The organism is Neisseria sp. CP9, assembly GCF_047758525.1.
Lineage (GTDB): Bacteria > Pseudomonadota > Gammaproteobacteria > Burkholderiales > Neisseriaceae > Neisseria.
In genome coordinates, this window is sequence record NZ_CP180502.1 from 197,433 (window position 1) to 216,104 (window position 18,672).

Consider the following 18,672-nt stretch of genomic DNA (forward strand, 5'->3'; position numbering starts at 1 on the left):
AAGGAGTAAAATAGCCACCGTTTTATTTTGTTATGTTTTGAAAGTATATTTAAATGTCCGCACCTCAATTCGACGTCGCCGTCATCGGCGCAGGTCCTGCAGGCTCGGTAGCATCCGCCCTGCTTCACAAAAAAGGTTATAAAGTCTGCGTGTTGGAAAAACAGCACTTCCCGCGCTTCGTCATCGGCGAAAGCCTGCTGCCGCACTGCATGGAAATGCTGGAAGAAGCCGGTTTTGCCGACGCCGTACACGCCGAACCCAGCTTTCAGTTTAAAAACGGCGCGACGTTTTCATGGGGCAGCCGTTATACCGAATTTGATTTTACCGATAAATTTTCAGACGGCCCCGGCACGGTTTACCAAGTGCGCCGCGGTATTTTCGACAAAATCCTGATTGACGAAGCCGCCAAACAAGGCGTAGAAGTACGTTTCGGACACGGCGTGACCGCGTTCGACAACAGCGGCGACTTTGCCCGTTTGAGCGTGGAAGCCGACACGGGCGAGAGCTACGAGCTGACCGCGAAATTCGTATTGGACGCCAGCGGCTACGGCCGCGTGCTGCCGCGCCTGCTGGACTTGGAAACACCGTCGCACCTGCCGCCGCGTCAAGCGCATTTCACGCATATCGACGACAACATCACCAACCCGAAATTCGACCGCAGCAAAATCCTGATTACCACCCACCCGCAACACCGCGACGTGTGGATTTGGCTGATTCCCTTCGGCGACAACCGCTGCTCCATCGGCGTAGTCGGCACGCCCGACGTACTCGCGGGCGAATCGGAAACGGTGTTGAAAAAATTTGTCTACGAATGCCCGATGCTGAAAGAAATTCTGGACAAAGCCGTCTGGGAAAACGACTTCCCGTTCCGCTCCATCCAAGGCTATTCCGCCAACGTCAAATCGCTGCACGGCAAACATTTCGCGCTGTTGGGCAATGCCGCCGAGTTCCTCGACCCCGTGTTCTCATCAGGCGTAACCATCGCGCTGCACTCCGCCAAACTCGCCGCCGACCTGTTGGCAAAACAGCTTGAAGGCGGTGCGGTAGACTGGGATGCCGAATTTGCCAAACCGCTGATGATCGGTGTGAACGCGTTCCGCACCTACGTCGACGGCTGGTACGATTTCCGCTTCCAAAACGTCGTGTACGCGCCCAACCGCAGCCCTGAAATCAGCCGCATGATTTCTTCCATTTTGGCAGGCTACGCATGGGATACCGAGAATCCGTTCGTGGCAAAATCCGAACAACGCCTGTCCACACTGGCGGCTTTGGTCGGCGACCTGAAAATCGAATAAAGGGGCAACCGACGCCCTCTCGCAACCGCTTCCGCCCCAGTGCGCCAATCGTTGTCCACTGGGGCAAGCTGTTTTATAGTGGATTAACTTTAAACCAGTAGGCGTTGCCTTGCCGTACTATCTGTACTGTCTGCGGCTTCGTCGCCTTGTCCTGATTTAAATTTAATCCACTATACATTTTCAGACGACCCCTGAAAAGGTCGTCTGAAATACTGTCCGACATCGGTTACAATACTTCCTTACTCCGCACCGACAAAGGAACCCCATGCGATTTCCAAGCCTAGCCCTTGCTGCGCTGACCCTTAGTGCCTGCGCCCTTTCCCCTTCCCTGCCTCATCCGCAAACTCTGCCGACGCTTGAGCAATCGGGTTTGTGGTTCAAGCTTGAGCAGACCGATGCTTCGGGCAATGCCGCCCAAACCAGCCTGCTGGCGGTTGAACAGTTGCCGGAGGGCATACGCTTTGTGCAGACCGACGCACTGGGTGCGCCCGTATCGCGCCAGTTTGTCAGCACAAAAGGCTGGAAAAACGACGGCTTCATCATGCCCAATTCCGCTTCGCGCCGCCTGTTTGCCGCGCTGCTGCCGCTGCTTGCCGCCGACCGCGCCGCCGAGCTGTATCCCGAAGTGGAACAAAAAACATCCGAACACAACACATTCTGCCCTGACGGCAACGGCGCGGTATTCCGTTATAAAGAACAAGATTTATGGTGCGTCGCACAAGATAACGGACGTTTCGTGATTGCCTTCCCCGACAAAACCCGTTGGACCGTCAGCCCGATCAAAGAAGAAGAATAATGAAATCCCCTGTTTACCTCAGCCGCCCCGCCGTAACCAGCGCGCTCGGCAGCGGCCTGCAAACCCATATCGACGCGCTGCTGGCGCCGTCTGAAACTTCGCCGCTGACGTTTTCCGACCAATGGGTCAAAGGCAAAAACTTCGCATTCGGCGCGGTAAGCGAAACGCTGCGCCCGCTGCCCGACAATCTGCCCGCCGCATACCGCAGCCGCAACAACCAACTGCTGTGGCACGCGTTGGAACAGATTGAAGACGACATCCATGCCGCCGTCCGCCGTTACGGCGCAGCGCGGACCGCCGTCATCATGGGTACATCCACCAGCGGCGCAGATGAAAATATGCCCTTGTTCCAACACGTTGCCGACGGCGGCAGCTGGACGGACAAACCATTCAACCAGCTTCAACACGAAATGGCATCGCCTTCGGAATTTGTTGCACACGTTTACGGCATTCACGGTCTGTGTTACGCCGTTTCCACCGCCTGCACATCGGGCGCGCGCGCCTTAATCAGCGCGGCTCGGCTGTTGCGTGCGGGTTTGTGCGACGCGGTCATTTGTGGCGGTGTCGATACCCTCTCGCCGTTGACCATCAACGGTTTCGCTTCGCTGGAAGTGCTTTCAGACGACCTCGCCAACCCGTTTTCCGCTAACCGCAACGGTATCAATATTGGCGAAGCCGCCTCAGCCTTCGTCATGACCCGCGATGCCGATTTCGGCGGCACGATGCAGCTGTTGGGCTACGGCGCAAGCAGCGACGCTTATCATATGTCCTCGCCCCGCCCCGACGGTTTGGGAGCGGCGCAGTCTTTTCAGGCAGCGCTGAACAATGCCGGTTTGCAGCCGCAAGACATCGGTTGGATCAACCTGCACGGCACCGGCACGAAACACAACGACAGCATGGAAAGCCGCGCCGTCGCCGACGTGTTCGGCAGCCAAACCTTCTGCACTTCGACCAAGCCGCAAACCGGACACACGCTCGGCGCCGCCGGTGCCATCGAAGCCGCATTCGCTTGGGGCATCGCCGACCGCGGCTGCAACCCTGAAGGCAAACTGCCACCGCAACAGTGGGACGGTATCCCCGATCCCGAACTGCCCGCCATTGCCCTGACCGACGGCAACAGCGTATGGTCGTCTGAAAAACGCATCGTCGCTAGCTCGTCTTTCGCCTTCGGCGGCAGCAATGCAGTATTGATTATCGGGGAATCAGCCGAATAAATCGCTTCCGGCTCTGCCTCAACGATAAAAAGGTCGTCTGAAAACAGTTTTCAGACGACCTTTTTCATTACCGCAAACAAACCCGCTCAAATATGATGCGGCTTGATATTTACCTTAATTGGCTGCGTTGACGCACAAAGAATCAATCTTGCCCGCGCGCGGGAAGCGGATGGTGTAGCGTCCTTTTTGGTCGATTTCGGCAAAGCTGAAGCGGTCTTCAGGCGTATCGCCGTCCGCGCCCACTTCCAAAGCAACGCGTTTGCCTTTCGGGTCTTTCACGACCACATTAGGGCTGACGGGCGCGAATGAAAGCATCAAACCATTGCCTTCCGTCACCTTAAAGCTGTACACCTCGCCGCGTTTGACCTTCAGCGGTTGGTCGATACAGCCCGTTTCATTGAGGGGCAAACTTTTTTCCGCATAGGCAAAGGCAGTGCTGCCCAAGCCCAAAGCAAGCATCAGGGAAAAACTCAGAGATTTCATACGGTTTCCTTTGAGATTTAAATATTCAAACGAAGCGGGATTATAGCACTGATTATTTGGCATCCGCGCTAGGCGAGACGAAAAATAATCCAATCAACATAAAAATCAACCATCCCTCCGTTCCAACACCTTCCTAGCCGCTTCCACGCCCCAATATAAAGCTTCTTCGAATACCGAATAGCCGCTCAAATCGCTGTGGGCAAACAGCAAGCCTGACGCCCGGTTTCTGATTTTTAACAAAGATTCTTCGTTCAGATACCCGACTTTCGGTACACTCATGCCGTGTCCGCGAACTGTAACATCAACGTGGGAAACGTGTTGCCAGAAGCCTTCTCCGTAGGCGGCGATCAAGTCTTTGGCTGCCAAGTGGCGTAGTGCTTCATCGGAGGCGTCGAGCAGTTGGCGGCGGACGGCTTGCGGGGTGTCGTGGTTGAGTGCGGCGTAGGCGGTGAAGATGGTGCGTTCGGGGCGGGCGACGCGGATGAATTGGTTGGTGGCAACGACGTAGCCGAGTCCTTGAGTGCCGTAGATGACGTTATCCCATGCGGTTTCGCTGTTGTTTTTTTCTTTCGGAAAGCTGTGCAGCTCGAAATTGGCGACCAACCACGGGGCGTATTCGGGAATGTTCAAACTGTATTGCGCGGGATTTTCGACAATGCGGGCGGCGACCATCAGCGGCATGGCGGAAATAACGTGTTGCGCGGTCAGGGCGACGGTTTCGCCGCTTGAATTGTCGCGCAGCCAAACTTCGATACGGTCGTCTGAAAGGGGCTTGATTTTGACGGCGGATGCGTTGACGGAAGCGGGTTTGTCGAGGCGGATGCGGTTTTCAGACGACCATTGCCAACCTTCCTGCAAACCGGCATGGCGGCGCAGGTTTTCAGAAAGGTGCGCCAGACCTTCGGGCCAGGTCAGGACGGTTTCCGCGCTGTTGCGGGCGGCGAAGTAATGCAGTCCGGCAAAAGCGGATACTTGTGCTATGCCCTGCCCGTAATCGTCGCGACAGCAGTAATCGAGATACCACAAGAGTTCGGGCGAGGTGTAGCCCTCTTGCGCAAGCCATTGTTTGAACGTCAGGCTATCAAGTTTGCGCCACGTTTCGTCTGCCGAAGACAGAGCTATCGGAATGGCAAAAATCTTTTTGCCGTCGCTGCCGTAAGCCTTTTTCAGACGACCGATTAAACCAAAAAAGCGTTTGGAATCCGCATCTTCTTTCGGCAACAGGTGTTCCTGCCATTTATCCTGATAAAAAAGGCGCGACTCGGGCGCGTAAACCAAATCGGTTTCCCTGAAACTGCCGTCCGATTGCAAGATACCAAAATCCGCCAGCATCTCGCGCACATACGCGCTCTCTTTCGACGGCAAGGCAAGATAATGCGCGCCGCTCGGCGCTTGCAGGCCGTCTGAAGCGGCGTAGGCGGCATTGTTGCCGTTGCGCTCGAACCCTTCCGCCAGCAATACATCGCGATGACCGTGTTTCGCCAAATACCACAACGCCCCCAAACCCGCCGCGCCGCCGCCGAGTATCAACGTATTGCATTCGTAACGGCGGGTCGGCGGGCTGAGCAATTTCCCGTCGCGCAACAAATGCCCCAACGGCAGCCCGACGCGGTTGACGGAAACCGGCGGTTTGCAGTTGAGGCGGTTGTAGGTCAGCCAAGAGAAAGAGGACGCGGCGGCAAGCGCGGCGGTGTAACTGAGAAATTGACGGCGTGTCGGCATGGAGTTGAATGTCGGTTTATGGTTCTGACAGGTCGTCTGAAAACATCAAGACGGTTTCAGACGACCTTTTGATGAAATGTTTCCATCAATTTTGTTTGACTGCGGATGCTTGTTGGAAACGTTTTTTATTAAGCAGGGTGTCGATGAAAAAATCAATTCGTTCCCCATCAAAAAACACAGCCCCTTTGATGTTTTTACATACCGGATCCCGCGAAACATACGAAAATCCATTATCCTCTTCTGAAACGTCTGATTCTTGAATGATGCCACTGATATTTTTGAGACATTGTCTATATACCGCTTCTCGTTTGGCATTGTCTTTCATCCACTCGCTGTACTGTTTTTGCTTTTTCTCCTGCAATACTAACCTGTAAAACATCCCAATTCTTGGAAACTCTTCTTCATATTTGGCCTCTGAAATCGAGAGCTCTTCTACAGTCTGATCCTGAAATTTTTTAAAGAGCACACGGATATGTATCTGGCACGATACGCCTTTTACCCAGTTTATTGATGCCTTACCACCACTACAATGCTCTGCTTCTTCCGCAATCAATTCATCGATACTTTTTTTCTGCAACTCTTCCTCTAGAGACTTGGTTTTGTCAGCAAGTACCTGTCCCAATGCGATGTCAATTAATACCGGCTCCCTCTCTTCCGTACCCAATGCATCAGTTACCATGCGCGAATGGTCTTCTTTCATGATACTTTCGAAGTCTTGCCAAGGTATTTGGGCATATTTCTGCGCCAAAATTTCTTTGATTTTTGCAACTTCAGGTGATTTTTCCAGCCGCTCCCATTCTGGCCGTTCCCCCTCTTTCTTTTTCAAATTTTGTTTGATCTGTTTTATCAGAACTTCTCTGTCAACAGCCTTGCTTAAATTTATAGGCAGCTCCAACTGCTCCATGACCCGATTCGCAATGGCGCATTCTGGAGCAAACACATAATAGTAGGAAGAGTCTTCGTATTCGGATTCGTCAACTTGGGTTACTGCAACTTTATCCTTAAGTTGTTTAAAGCATCTTCTGTATTCAGCCTCGAGTTTGCCATGGTCCAACATTAATGTCTTCTCAATGTTCTTCCAATCTGCCTCTGTGGCGGCGCGGTAGGCGGCTGTCAAGATGGGCGTAGGAATGTGCCTGCCGTCGCTATATCCTAATTCTATATGCACAAGTTCAAATAATGTCTTTTCTGAGAATTTCTCTTTTAAAACATAATAATAAGCGTTACACAAAGGAATATGATCCCAAGCTTCCTTCTGGCAGCTTTGCGGGATTTCTTTGGTCAGTGTTTCGATATTTTTTGTTTTCAATTCATTCAAAAGCGGCGCCGCCTTATCAGCAAAGATGCGGTCTATGGCTTCTCTTTTAGCCTGTTCTTCCAACGAACTGTCGGCAGTTATGGAGTGGACGGATTCTTGATGTAAAGCCTTGGAATAGAATGTGTTCCAATCTTCATCGGCATATTTCTTTTCCCATTCGGTTTTGAATTGCATGGCTTGCTTTTCAATTTTTTGATTAAGCGCTTCTTTTTCCGCATTTTCTTTCTGCCATTCATGAAGCGGTTCTGCGGAGTCAACAGCCGTCCATGCGGAGAAACAGGGTAATAACTCAGTGTTGTCAGGGTTCAACATCAAAAGATCGTCGGGATACGCCGCAATCATTTGTCGTCCATCGGCGTTTTCTATATCAACGCCCGCCTTCTTAAACACGTCGTCTTTCAAACATTGTTCTTTTTTAGCTTTGGCTTCGTCGAGATGCTGGAAATAATACACGCGGTCTTTGACGGGAGGCGTGATGGGGGCCGAATTTGGCTGACTGATACACGCGCCTAACGAGAGGGCGGATAAAGCGAGGATGGCAGAAGTGCGTAAGTGCATTGTTAGTTCCTTGGTCAGGATATTTTTAAAATTTAAAAATGGGGTCGTCTGAAAACGTAAAGACGGTTTCAGACGACCTTTTGATGAAATGTTTCCATCAATTTTGTTTGACTGCGGATGCTTGTTTGAAACGTTTTTTATTAAGCAGCGTTTCAGTAAAGTAGTCGAAACGTGACTCTTCAACTGGAAGACCAGAGCTAAACGCTAGACATCCCGGCGCCCGCCTAGCATACGAAGAAGCACTATCCTCTTCTGAAATATATGATTTTTCGATGATTCCACTGATATTTTTGATACATTGCCTATATGCCGCTTCTCGCTTGGTATTATCATTGCTCAGTTCAAGGTATTGTTTTCTCTCTTTTTCATGCAATGCCAAAGAGTAGGCTGTATAAACCCGTGAAAGCCCCTCTTCATCTTTATTTTCATATTTATCTTTTGAAGCGGAAAGCTCTTCTAACGTCTGATTCTGAAATTTTTTTGAGAGAGCGCGGGAATATGCATCACATTGACTATCTGCTAACCAATCTATTTTTCTTTCATCGCGACAGCTGGCAGGTATTTCGGCAATCAGTTGATCGATGCTTTTTTTCGCCAATTCATCCACGAGAGGCTGGATTTTGTCAGTAAACACCTGGTTCAATGCTATGACCATTATCTGATGCTGCTTTTGTTTCTGCTTCTGTTCCTCTTTCGTACCCGAGAAAATGTCTGCTATAGTCGTCGGATAGTCTTTTTCTACGGTACTTATGAAATTTTGCCAAGTGAAATTTTGCCAAGGTGTTTGGGCGTATTTCTGAGCCAAGATTGTTTTGGTTTGTGCGACCTCAGGCGTTTTTTCCAACTGCTCGTATTCTTTTTCGTGGTTTGCTTCCGTTTCCCAGATGTGTTTGCCTAACTTCATCCATACTTCTCTGTCAACAACCTTACTTAAATTGGATGGCAGCTCCAACCTTTCCATGACTTGATTCGTAATGACGCATTCTGGATAAAGTTCTGAATAAAAGGAAAAGGTGTAATCTCCGGTTTTATCCATCTGGAACGGTGTTGCTGATATTTTACCGCCGATTTTTTTAGTACATTGCATATATTCGGTATTGAGTTTGCGATAGTCCAGCATTAATGCTTTATCCATTCTTTTTGAATTTCCCTCCACCGCAGAACGGTAGGCAGCTGACAAAACGGGAGCAGACAAATGCTTGGCACCTTTATATTGTTTTTCCATACCCGCCAATTCGGATAATGTTTTTTCTGAGAATTTATCCTTTAAAACATGATAATAGGCTTTACACGAAGGAATAAGGTCCCAAGCTCCCTTACGACAGCTTTGTGGAATTTCTTGGGCCAATGTTTCAATGTTTTTTGTTTTCAATTCATTCAAGAACGGCTCTGCCTTATCGACAAAAATGCGGTCGATGGCTTCTCTTTTGGCCCGATCTTCCAATCGGTTTTTTCTATTCCGCGCTTGAACAGATTCTTTACGCAAAGCCTCGGGATAGAATGTGTTCCAATCTTCATTGGCGTATTTCTTTTCCCATTCGGCTTTGAACTGGCTGACCTGCTTTTCAAATTTTTGATTAGTCGCTTCTTTTTTCGCATTTTCCTCCTGCCATTTGCGCAACGGTTCTGCAGCATTGTTTGCCGTCCATGCGGCGAAACAGGGGGATAATTCGGTGTTGCCGGGATTGAGCATCAAAATATCGTCGGGATACTCCGCAATCATTTGTCGTTCATCGGCGTTTTCCATATCAACGCCCACCTTTTTAAACACGCCGTCTTTCAAACATTGTTCGTTTTTAGCTTTGGCTTCGTCGAGATGCTCGAAATAATAGATGTAGTCTTTGACGAATGGGTTGATGGGTGTTGATGATGAAGAACTGGTGGGTGCCGAACTTGGGTTGCTGATACACGCGCCTAAAGAGAGCACGGATAAAAAGAGGATGATGGAAGTGCGTAAGTGCATTTTGGTTCCTTGATGTTCTTAGTGAGGATATTTTTGGGATTTTAAAATGAGGTCGTCTGAAAACAGATTGAGCCTGTTGAACTGCCCCCCAAATCTTGGACACTCATAAAAGCCTATTCAGGCGCTCTGTGCAAGCTGGGTTCTGTATGCGACAGGACTCAGCTTTTTCAATTTCAAACTGCAACGCTCCCGGTTGTAGTAATCCATATAGTCATCTATCTGCTTCATCAATTCATCTACCGTCAATTCACCTGCGTTATAGAAACACTCCGTCTTCAACACCGCAAAGAAGCTTTCCATCGGCGCATTGTCCCAACAGTTCGCCTTTCGCGACATGCTTTGAACCATGGAATGCTCCGCAAGCAATTCCCTATACCCCGCCGTACGGTACAGCACGCCTTGGTCCGAATGCAGCATCGTTCCTTTAGCAGTCAGACGGGGGGCGGCTTTTTCGAGCATTTCCTTCACCATTTCACTGTCGGCTCTGCGGCTCATGGCGTAGGCGACGATTTCCCGGTTGAACAGGTCCAATATCGGCGAGAGGTACAGTTTGCCGTCCTTCCCTTTGAGTTCGGTAACGTCGGTCAGCCATTTTTCGTTGGGCTTTCGGGCTTTGAACCGGCGTTTGAGGAGGTTTTCCGATATCTCGCCCATGGCGGGATGGCGGTAGGCTTTTTTCGCCCGTATGAGGGCTTTCAGTTCCAACTGCTTCATCAACCGCGCTGCTTTTTTGCGGTTCCAACCCAATGCTGCGGCAATGCGCCTTTGTCCGTAGCGTCCTTTATGCCGCCGGTAGGTTTCGATAAGGAGGGCTTTGTCGGCTTCATCGGGGTCGGGTCGGTCTTGGTGGTGGTAGTAAAAGCTGCTTTTGGGCAGGTTTGCGATATGCAGCAGGTATTTGAGCGGGTGTTGCGCCCTCAGTGCTTGGACGGTTTGGCTTTGTCCTTTTCGGTCCGCTTTTGGCTGAGGGCTTTTAACTCCTTTAGGTAGGCGGCCTCTGCGCGCATATAGCACAACTCTTCGATAAGCTCTGCCTGTGTTTTTTCATGGTCGGGTTTGTCGGCGATGAAGGGGTTTTTGCGGTGTTCGGTCATGGTTTTGGATTGGGGATGTTCGAGTGCGCCGATACCGCCTTCCTGATGGGCGCGTATCCATCGTCTCAGGTGGGTTCGGGAAATGCCGTAGTGGTCTGCGGTACGCTGTTGGCTGCGTATATGCAGGTAGTGGAGTACGGCTTGGTATTTGAAGTGTAATGTATATTTGCTCATAAAAAAACTGCACCTTGTGAGTTGGAGGGGATGTCCAACTTTTGGGGTGCAGTTCATGTTTCAGACGACCTTTACAGGTTTTATTGTTCTATTGGCGGCTGCGTATCGTCCAGTATTCCTTCGCCACGTTGCGCAACTGTCCAAACGGCCCGTTCCGCCGCCAATTCCCTGCACAATACTTCCTTCACTTTTTCCAACTTCATGCCGCCGCAGATAAATGCGTCTATGGCGGCGAAGCGGTGTTCCGGCCAAGTGTGGATGCTGATGTGGGATTCGGCGAGCAATAAGATGCCGGTAATGCCGCCTGCACCGCCAAAGGTGTGGAAACGTTCGGCGAGAACGGTGGCTTCTGCGGCTTGGGCAGCGGCTTTAAGGGCGGTTTTCAGACGACCTTCGTCTTTCAAGACAGCTTCATCACAGCCATATAAATCTAAAAGACCGTGGTTGCCGGGGATATGGGTCATTTATGACCTCCGGAGAAACCTCCGCCGCCGTAGTAGCCGCCGGAGTGCATACGCGAGCCGTCGGAATCGGAAGAGCCGTAGCTGATGATCATGGAGATGATGATGATGATGGTGCTGAAAATGATGTAAGTGGCTCTCGACATGATTAATCCTCGTCCTCGTCTTCTTTGCCCATGCTCCACAATAACCATGTTCCTATAAAGATGACGGCAAGTGTGGCAGAATTGCCGTCGGCCAGCAGCGCAGGAAGGTTGACGACAACCAAGATGGCGGTCATGACAAGCCTCAATTGGTTGTCGACGCCGTCCGCGCTCATTTTCGCCGTGTATCTAGGCGCTTCAGCCTGCAAACCGAAGGCACTGGCAACTTTGCCGTAGGTCGTGAGCGTGCTTTTACTCCATGCCAACTCGTGTTCGGTCAGCTCGGCACACAGTTTGCTGTTGCTGCCGACTTGGTAGTCGGTGTAATACGCCAAATCACCCGAACGGATATGCCAATAAAACGCGCCGGCAGCGACTTCGACTTTGCCGCCGTAGGAATAAAGTTCATCACAACCTTGCGGTTTGCGGGCGCTGTTTAAACGTGGCCAGTTATTTTGAGTTTCGGATTGGCTCCACTCGCCGTCGGACGATTCGACCAACCACGCAAAGCCTTTCTGCGGATTGTAAAGCAGGTATTCGACCCACCAACCGACCGGCGTCAGTATCCGCCGTTTGCCTTCAAACATATATTCATAAGTCGCATCGGGATCCAGCTCGGAATACCTGACCGCACCCATCACAAAATAATCATTGTTATTCAGACGACCCTGCGTGCCGATAGGCAGGGTAAACAGTTTACTCTGCGACAGACGCATGGCGTTGGCAGTAATCACCCGCGCTTTTTCCTTGCCGACTTCCAATTCGCTGCCGCAGCTCGGGCAAATCAGAAAATCGGTGACACCGCTCAACCAATGGACGGACGACCCGCAATTCGGACAATTTTCCGAATGATAGCTGCCTTTCAGACGACCTGCTGTTTCACGGATTTGGTCATCGGTACGGGTATTTTGCAGCTTCAGTTCATTTAGACCGACCATACTGCCGTAATAGATTTCGGGAGGATCCTCGCCGTAATCTATCGTCAGGAAAAGACCGGCGTGTCGCCAGTCTATGACTTTACTTGTCGTATCCTCAGTCAGCTTAAACGGCAATTCGCCCTGCGCCGCCGATTTTCTGAGGCTGATTTCACGTTTATCCGACGGAACAAAGTTTTTATTTTGAAAATTGAAATTGCAACCGCCCGGCACGACGTCGTGAAACTCCGGCACCACTTCAGTCGTCTCGACCAAGCGCGTCATGGAATACAAGTCGCCGGATTCAGACAGCCAGCCGGTTTGCCCGTCGTCAAACAGCGCGTACCACTCGTTCCACACGCCGTCGTCGTATTGCACCTGAAGCCGTCCGACCAAGGTAAATGGGCGGGTAACGTATGTCCCTGTCGTGCCGATTTGAAGCGGGCTGAAATCTTCCAACAAAGCGGAATCGCGTCCGGAATCGACGATACTGTCATCCTGCCGCACCAGCATGCTGTTGCAGTAGCCGCACACCAGCGTAACGGCTGTCGCGGAATGCGCCTCAACAGGCGCGCCGCAGCTCGGGCAGTCGGTTTTGAAGAATGGGGTGTTTGACATGAATTTTCTTTTTCGGAATTTCAGACGACCTGGGACAAACCGATACAGGCTTCAGCCGATGCTTAAAAAATACTGGCAAATAAATATCTTGCCGCATTTTCCAAAACGCAAACAGCGTCCGCACTATCCGTATGCCGATGCAGACTGCAGCAAACAAGCAGTCGGCAGCAATATGATTGTATAGTAAAACAAAACGGCTTGGGTACGGAATCAGGCAAGCACAGCCGCATCCTACCGAATTTAACCCATCTATACGACAAAGGTCGTCTGAAAACCTACCTCCATTCTATCTATGTCCCACTATTTTAGGAATTTACGCCATAACTTGATTCGCTTCCTTTATCCTAAAACTTCAGAAATAGTCAAATTGATATTGTTATTTATTACAAATGCTGTATTATTCTCGGAAAATATAACAAATAAAATAATAACATCTTAAATCCCTAAATATCTCCTTTATCCGTCATTCAGACGACCTCATTCCACAGATTTTCGATTTTCAATCCTTTAAGCCATTTATAGGGCTTGTTCGTTAAATTTTGCGCGTTTTAAATTTGGAGAATCGATGTGAATTTCGACTATATAGCCCACATCAGAAAATCGGACCAAAAACCACAACCTTTGCAGACTCACCTGACCGAAGCCGCCGCTATCGCAAAATTATTGGCGACTAAGTTAAATTTAGAACAAGCAGGCGAACTGCTTGGGTTGATGCACGATTTTGGCAAATATTCCCAAAAATTCCAAAACTACATTCGCAGGGTTAATAATATTGGGTTCAATTTTGATCAAGATGACGAAGATAGTTTTAAAGGAGGAGACCATTCCACCGCCGGAGCACAATGGGTTTATCGCAAATTGAGGAAGTTTGGCGCAGCACAGGGTATCGGCGAATTGTTCGGACAAATGCTGGGTTTGTGCATTGCATCACACCACGGCGAAGGCTTGATTGACTGTTTGGATGGAGAAGGTAATCAGAAATGGATTGAGCGGTTTAATAAAACTGATGAACTGACACATTTGGTGGAATGCGAACGAAATGCTGATGAAGTCGTTCAGCAAAAAGCATATGAATTGGCAGGAGAAAACCTGATTCGCAGCCTGCTCAAAGCAGTGAAACCGATTCTTTCCGATCCAGCAAGCAACGACAAAATCAAAGAATTTTACCTCGGCTGCCTGACCCGTTTCCTGTTTAGCTGCCTGATTGATGCTGACCGTATCAACAGTTCGGATTTTGAACGGGAAGCGCAAAAAGAAGTCCGCCGCTTGGCGGAAAAACCAGATTGGCAATCAGCAATTGATAAATTGGAAGCCAAATTAGCAGGTTTTGAAAATCGTCCTGCCGAAGAAATCAAACCTATTGACGAAATCCGCCGCAAAATTTCAGACGACTGTCTAAAAAGAGCATCAGATTCTCAAGGCATTTATACACTCACAGTACCGACCGGTGGCGGCAAAACATTGGCCAGTCTGCGCTACGCTCTGCATCATGCGCAAAAGCACAATCTTGACCGCATCATCTACATCATTCCCTATACTTCCATCATTGATCAAAACGCGGAAGAAGTCCGTAAAATTTATTGTTTAGATTTGAAAGAAGATGACAATGGTGAATTTCATTCATGTAGAGAATGTTCAGAATGTGAGAAGTGGGTGCTCGAACACCACTCCAATTTAGAACCCGAAAAGCAAAGCTGGCAGGACAAACTGCTGTCCGAAAACTGGGATAAGCCCATTGTATTTACCACGATGGTGCAGTTTTTGGATGCTTGGTTCGGCGGCGGTACGCGCGGCGCGCGGCATATCCACCCGATGACCAATGCGGTGCTGATTTTTGATGAAATCCAAACCCTGCCCGTGAAATGCGTACATTTGTTTTGCAATGTGCTGAACTGGTTGACGGCATTTGGCAAAAGCACGGCGGTTTTGTGTACGGCGACGCAGCCTTTGCTCGGTGAATCGGGTTTGCAGAATTTCCCTGAAGGCAAAAGGGAAAGCATTGCCGCGCGCGGTTTGTTAAAGCAGCCTGCACATGCCGAAATCATGGGAACTGATGAGCAAAGAGAAGAGCTTTATAAAAAGTTATCGCGCGTAGAAATCCGATTCAACGAAAAATCAGGCGGTTGGAATGTGGATGAAGCGGGCGCGTTTTTGCTGGAACAGTTTCAGACGACCCCAAGCTGCCTATTTATCGTCAATACCAAAAAATGGGCGCAGGAGCTTTATCAATATTGCCAAAGGCAAAATATGCCGTCCGAATCCTTATTCCATCTCAGCACCAACCAATGCGCGGCGCACCGCAAAGCGATTTTTGACACCATCAAAGCTCGTCTGAAAAACAAAGAACCCGTTATCTGCATCAGCACCCAGTTGATTGAAGCAGGCGTGGATATTTCAATGGCTTGCGTGATTCGTGCCTTAAGCGGATTGGACAGCATTGCCCAAGCGGCAGGGCGTTGCAACCGGCATGGCGAGAAAAAAGGCAAAGGGCTGGTGTGGGTGTTGAATTTGCAGGAGCAGGATTTTACGCGGATATTGCCCGATATTCAGGCAGGCAAAACCCATGCCGAACGCGTGTTTCGCGATTTTGCCGGGCAGGATATTTTGCAGCCAGAAGCGATGAAGCGATATTTTGAATATTATTTTTACCAGCGCAGTGATGAAATGTTGTATTCCGTCAAAAACAGCGAAACAGGTTCACTGCTGGATTGGCTGAGCGATAATAAAAACAATCCTGGCGGTAATATAAATATAAATAACCGCAGAACTGGAAAAATCCAACTGCTGATGCAATCCTTCAAAAGCGCAGGGCGTGCTTTCCAAGCCATAGACGCGCCGACACACGCCGTGATTGTGCCGTATGGTGAAGGTGCGGAGCTCATTGCCAAACTTTGCGGCGAATGGGATCCAAAAGAAATGTATGACGCAAAGAAAAAAGCCCAGCGTTACAGCGTGAACGTCTTCCCCAACGTTTGGGATAAATTACAAAAAGAAAACGCCCTGTATGAAACCATTGAAGGCTCGGGTATTTATTATCTGAATGAACGCTATTACAACGATGAATTCGGCTTGTCTTTAGATGAAACAAGCGAAATGACTTTTTACGATTTATAGGAGCAATATGGACAGCAAAATCAGTTTCCGCGTATGGGGGCGGCAAGCCTTGTTTACCGACCCTGTTACCAAAATTGGCGGCGAAAAATTCAGCTACCAAGTGCCGACATACGAAGCCATTAAAGGTATCGTCAAAAGTATCTATTGGAAACCCACCTTGATTTGGCATATCGACCGCATTCGTGTGATGAAACCCATCCGCACCCAAAGCAAATCCACCAAACCCCTGGACTGGAACGGCGGCAATACCTTGGCGATTTACACCTTTTTGCAGGATGTGGAATATCAAGTGGAAGCCCATTTTGAATGGAATGAGCATTGGGAAGAATTGGCAGGTGACCGCAATTTCGGCAAACATATCGCCATTGCCAGAAGAATGTTGGAACGCGGCGGACGGCAGGATATTTTTCTCGGCACGCGCGATTGCCAAGGCTATGTCGAGCCTTGTGAATTTGGCGAAGGTGAAGGCTTTTACGATGGATACGGCAATTTGGATTTTGGCCTGATGTTCCACAGCTTCGGCTATCCCGAAGAAACAGGAAAGCCCGAATTGCTCAGCCGCTTTTGGATGGCGAATATGCAAAACGGCGTGATTGAATTCCCCAGTGTAAACGAAAGTGCAGGCTGCCTGAAAACCCGATTTATCCGCAAAATGCAGCCTGAAAAACCGTTCAAGCGCGGCGAAAACATCAAGCCTGTGGAAGATGAAGCCAAGGAGCTGGAATTATGAGCTGGATGCAGAAACTTTATCGGACGTATGAAAGCATTTTGGAACAGGGTGTTACCGATGATGCCGAGCCACTGACGCCGGTTGGGCATACCATCCAAAACGCGCATATCGTTATCGTGATTGACGGACAGGGCAATTTTCAGACGGCACGCGTTATGCCGCCGAAAACGGCGATTCTGCTGCCTGCCACCGAGTCGTCTGAAAACCGAACCAGCGGCGAAGCCCCGCATCCGCTTGCTGACAAAATCCAATATGTCGCCAAAGATTACGCCGATTACGGTGGCGAAAAGAAAGCCTATTTTGAAGGCTACCTGAAACAACTCAAAGCATGGTGCGAATCGCCTTTTGCCCATCCTAAAGTGCAGGCTGTGTTGCACTATGTTGCCAAAGGACGGGTGGTTGCCGATTTGGTGGAAGCAGGCATATTTCCGCTTGATTCGTACGGCAAAGTGTTGAACAAATGGGAAACAGAAGGCGATGCGCCGCCGATTTTCTCCGTGCTGCCTAAAACCAAGGGCGAAATCGAATTCGGCTCGGCATTGGTGTGCTGGCAGGTGGAAATTGCAGGCGACGTACACAGCCAAACATGGACGGACAAAACCATACAGCGATCTTGGGCGGATTACGCCGCTTCGGAAAAAGCCGAAAAAGGTTTTTGCTTGGTGCAGGGCGAAGAAACTGTCATTTCCACCATGCATCCCGCCAAGCTGCGCCACACGGGCGATAAAGCCAAACTGATTTCTTCCAACGATACGGCGGGTTACACCTTTCGCGGGCGTTTTGCCACCGCCGAAGAAGCCGCCAGCGTATCGGCAGACGTATCCGCCAAGGCACACAGCGCGCTGCGTTGGCTGATTTCCCGCCAAGGCATCCGAAACGGCGACCAAGTTACCGTCGCCTGGGCAATCAGCGGCAAACCTATTCCGTCGCCGATGAAAGACATTTCCGCCGAACTGAATTGGGCGGATATGGAAAACTGGGACATCAGTGCGGTTGAAAATCCCGATGAAGCCACCGCGCAAAGGCTACCTGAAAATTCGGAAGCATCCCCCGATTGGTCGGTAAATATCGGGCGTGCTGCTGCGCAAATCATCAAAAAGAAACTGCACGGCTATCAGGCAGAATTGAAAGAGCACGAACAAATCTCCCTGATTATGCTCGATTCTGCCACACCAGGGCGCATGGCACTGACCTATTACCAAGAATTTCTGCCTGCCGATTATTTCGCCAATTTAGACGCGTGGATTGACGATTTTTCCTGGTATCAGCGTTACAGCGTTGAAGTTTCAAATGGCAAGAAAACCAACAAACGTACCCAATGGCGCTTCGTCCCGCCATCGCCTTACAGCATTGCCGAAGCCGTGTACGGCAAATCCCTGTCCGATACGCTCAAAAAACAACTTTATGCCCGCCTTCTGCCTGTTATCGCAGGCGGAACATCCGTGCCGATTCCCGAAGATTTGGTGCGTCAAAGTTTTCAGGCAGCCTGTAACCCGAATGGCTGCGAAAACTGGGAATGGCAAAGAAACATCGGCGTCGCCTGTGCTCTATACAAAGGCTGGCGCGCCCGTCATCACGATTTATCACAACGGAGAACTTACCCTATGAGCTTGGATACCCAAAATCGCTCGCGCGATTATATATTTGGTAGATTACTGGCAGTTGCCGAACACTTAGAACGCACCGCGTTGAGAATAGCCAACGAAACCCGTGCAACCAACGCAGAAAACTACATGCAGCGTTTTGTTATGCGTCCGTTTCATACCTGGGAGCAGCTTGAAACCAATCTGAAACCGTATAAAGACCGATTGCGTAAAGACTACCCAGTTAGGATTTCGGAAAAATTTGTTTTAACCAGCCCGATAGGCTTTTTGAACAATCGAGAAAACGAAATTAATCAGCTTATATGCGTGCTGGATGATTTGAAACAGGAAGGATGCGATTTAGACAAACCTTTGGAACCGGAGTTCCTATTGGGATACCACAGCCAAAAAATGGCGTATCGCAACAAATCCAACCAACCCGAGCAAGAAGTAACCGAAACCCACGAATAACCTATTTAAAGGAAAACTAAA

At 49.7% G+C, this 18,672-nt stretch carries 15 protein-coding genes; 6 read left to right on the top strand and 9 right to left on the bottom strand.

The genetic code is table 11. The annotated features are described in order from the left end of the window. The first annotated feature begins 53 nt into the window (after positions 1-53). From ACMYUL_RS00935 to ACMYUL_RS00945, 3 genes are all read left to right on the top strand, one after another. The gene (locus ACMYUL_RS00935) at positions 54-1,295 is read left to right on the top strand and encodes an NAD(P)/FAD-dependent oxidoreductase (protein ID WP_415771598.1); all 1,242 of its coding nucleotides are present in this window, start codon (positions 54-56) and stop codon (positions 1,293-1,295) included. Positions 1,296-1,560: 265 nt separating this feature from the next. Next, complete coding sequence (locus ACMYUL_RS00940) at positions 1,561-2,091, top strand: hypothetical protein (RefSeq protein ID WP_049230594.1); 531 nt, start codon at positions 1,561-1,563, stop codon at positions 2,089-2,091. Next, complete coding sequence (locus ACMYUL_RS00945; RefSeq protein ID WP_415771600.1) at positions 2,091-3,305, top strand: beta-ketoacyl-ACP synthase; 1,215 nt, start codon at positions 2,091-2,093, stop codon at positions 3,303-3,305. The genes ACMYUL_RS00940 and ACMYUL_RS00945 overlap by 1 nt, the downstream gene beginning before the upstream one ends. Positions 3,306-3,419: 114 nt before the next feature. Here ACMYUL_RS00945 and ACMYUL_RS00950 read toward each other — a convergent pair whose 3' ends face one another. The 9 genes from ACMYUL_RS00950 to ACMYUL_RS00990 form a co-directional block, all read right to left on the bottom strand. After that, the gene (locus ACMYUL_RS00950) at positions 3,420-3,788 is read right to left on the bottom strand and encodes a hypothetical protein (protein WP_070495644.1); all 369 of its coding nucleotides are present in this window, start codon (positions 3,786-3,788) and stop codon (positions 3,420-3,422) included. A gap of 105 nt (positions 3,789-3,893) precedes the next feature. Beyond that, positions 3,894-5,510 (bottom strand): NAD(P)-binding protein, encoded by a 1,617-nt coding sequence (locus tag ACMYUL_RS00955; protein WP_415771603.1) that lies wholly within the window; start codon positions 5,508-5,510, stop codon positions 3,894-3,896. An 85-nt stretch (positions 5,511-5,595) separates the two neighbouring features. Beyond that, entirely contained in the window at positions 5,596-7,386 is a 1,791-nt protein-coding gene (locus ACMYUL_RS00960; RefSeq protein ID WP_415771604.1) for a hypothetical protein, read from the bottom strand. Between the two features lie 97 nt (positions 7,387-7,483). Beyond that, positions 7,484-9,349 carry a hypothetical protein gene (locus tag ACMYUL_RS00965; protein WP_415771606.1) on the bottom strand — a complete coding sequence of 622 codons (1,866 nt, stop codon included), beginning with the start codon at positions 9,347-9,349 and terminating at the stop codon, positions 7,484-7,486. 117 nt (positions 9,350-9,466) lie between these two features. Next, entirely contained in the window at positions 9,467-10,363 is an 897-nt protein-coding gene (locus ACMYUL_RS00970; RefSeq protein ID WP_415771608.1) for an IS3 family transposase, read from the bottom strand. Then, entirely contained in the window at positions 10,267-10,617 is a 351-nt protein-coding gene (locus ACMYUL_RS00975; RefSeq protein ID WP_415771610.1) for a helix-turn-helix domain-containing protein, read from the bottom strand. Before ACMYUL_RS00975 ends, ACMYUL_RS00970 begins: the two co-directional genes overlap by 97 nt. Positions 10,618-10,697: 80 nt before the next feature. Continuing rightward, positions 10,698-11,081, bottom strand: a complete 384-nt coding sequence (speD, locus tag ACMYUL_RS00980; protein ID WP_070515302.1) for an adenosylmethionine decarboxylase — start codon at positions 11,079-11,081, stop codon at positions 10,698-10,700. Further along, positions 11,078-11,224, bottom strand: coding sequence for a hypothetical protein (locus ACMYUL_RS00985; protein WP_003742187.1), 147 nt, complete (start codon positions 11,222-11,224; stop codon positions 11,078-11,080). The genes speD and ACMYUL_RS00985 overlap by 4 nt, the downstream gene beginning before the upstream one ends. A gap of 2 nt (positions 11,225-11,226) precedes the next feature. Beyond that, positions 11,227-12,753: a DUF4178 domain-containing protein gene (locus tag ACMYUL_RS00990; protein ID WP_415771613.1), complete on the bottom strand. Its 1,527-nt coding sequence runs from the start codon at positions 12,751-12,753 to the stop codon at positions 11,227-11,229. Between the two features lie 621 nt (positions 12,754-13,374). Between ACMYUL_RS00990 and cas3 the strand changes: the two genes are divergently transcribed. Genes cas3 through cas8c form a run of 3 tightly spaced genes read left to right on the top strand, consistent with a single transcriptional unit; the run spans position 13,375 to position 18,651 of the window. Continuing rightward, positions 13,375-15,867: a CRISPR-associated helicase Cas3' gene (cas3, locus tag ACMYUL_RS00995; protein WP_246830478.1), complete on the top strand. Its 2,493-nt coding sequence runs from the start codon at positions 13,375-13,377 to the stop codon at positions 15,865-15,867. Positions 15,868-15,874: 7 nt separating this feature from the next. Next, positions 15,875-16,597: a type I-C CRISPR-associated protein Cas5c gene (gene cas5c, locus ACMYUL_RS01000; protein WP_070515295.1), complete on the top strand. Its 723-nt coding sequence runs from the start codon at positions 15,875-15,877 to the stop codon at positions 16,595-16,597. After that, complete coding sequence (gene cas8c / locus ACMYUL_RS01005; RefSeq protein ID WP_314271814.1) at positions 16,594-18,651, top strand: type I-C CRISPR-associated protein Cas8c/Csd1; 2,058 nt, start codon at positions 16,594-16,596, stop codon at positions 18,649-18,651. The genes cas5c and cas8c overlap by 4 nt, the downstream gene beginning before the upstream one ends. The last annotated feature ends 21 nt before the right edge of the window (positions 18,652-18,672 follow it).

Excerpts from the sequence above, each read along its gene's own strand:
- cas8c (WP_314271814.1), top strand. The coding sequence starts at position 16,594 with ATGAGCTGGATGCAGAAACTTTATCGGACGTATGAAAGCATTTTGGAA.
- cas5c (WP_070515295.1), top strand. The coding sequence starts at position 15,875 with ATGGACAGCAAAATCAGTTTCCGCGTATGGGGGCGGCAAGCCTTGTTT.
- ACMYUL_RS00955 (WP_415771603.1), bottom strand. The coding sequence starts at position 5,510 with ATGCCGACACGCCGTCAATTTCTCAGTTACACCGCCGCGCTTGCCGCC.
- ACMYUL_RS00990 (WP_415771613.1), bottom strand. The coding sequence starts at position 12,753 with ATGTCAAACACCCCATTCTTCAAAACCGACTGCCCGAGCTGCGGCGCG.
- ACMYUL_RS00965 (WP_415771606.1), bottom strand. The coding sequence starts at position 9,349 with ATGCACTTACGCACTTCCATCATCCTCTTTTTATCCGTGCTCTCTTTA.
- ACMYUL_RS00985 (WP_003742187.1), bottom strand. The coding sequence starts at position 11,224 with ATGTCGAGAGCCACTTACATCATTTTCAGCACCATCATCATCATCATC.
- speD (WP_070515302.1), bottom strand. The coding sequence starts at position 11,081 with ATGACCCATATCCCCGGCAACCACGGTCTTTTAGATTTATATGGCTGT.
- ACMYUL_RS00940 (WP_049230594.1), top strand. The coding sequence starts at position 1,561 with ATGCGATTTCCAAGCCTAGCCCTTGCTGCGCTGACCCTTAGTGCCTGC.
- ACMYUL_RS00935 (WP_415771598.1), top strand. The coding sequence starts at position 54 with ATGTCCGCACCTCAATTCGACGTCGCCGTCATCGGCGCAGGTCCTGCA.
- ACMYUL_RS00950 (WP_070495644.1), bottom strand. The coding sequence starts at position 3,788 with ATGAAATCTCTGAGTTTTTCCCTGATGCTTGCTTTGGGCTTGGGCAGC.
- ACMYUL_RS00960 (WP_415771604.1), bottom strand. The coding sequence starts at position 7,386 with ATGCACTTACGCACTTCTGCCATCCTCGCTTTATCCGCCCTCTCGTTA.
- ACMYUL_RS00975 (WP_415771610.1), bottom strand. The coding sequence starts at position 10,617 with ATGAGCAAATATACATTACACTTCAAATACCAAGCCGTACTCCACTAC.
- ACMYUL_RS00945 (WP_415771600.1), top strand. The coding sequence starts at position 2,091 with ATGAAATCCCCTGTTTACCTCAGCCGCCCCGCCGTAACCAGCGCGCTC.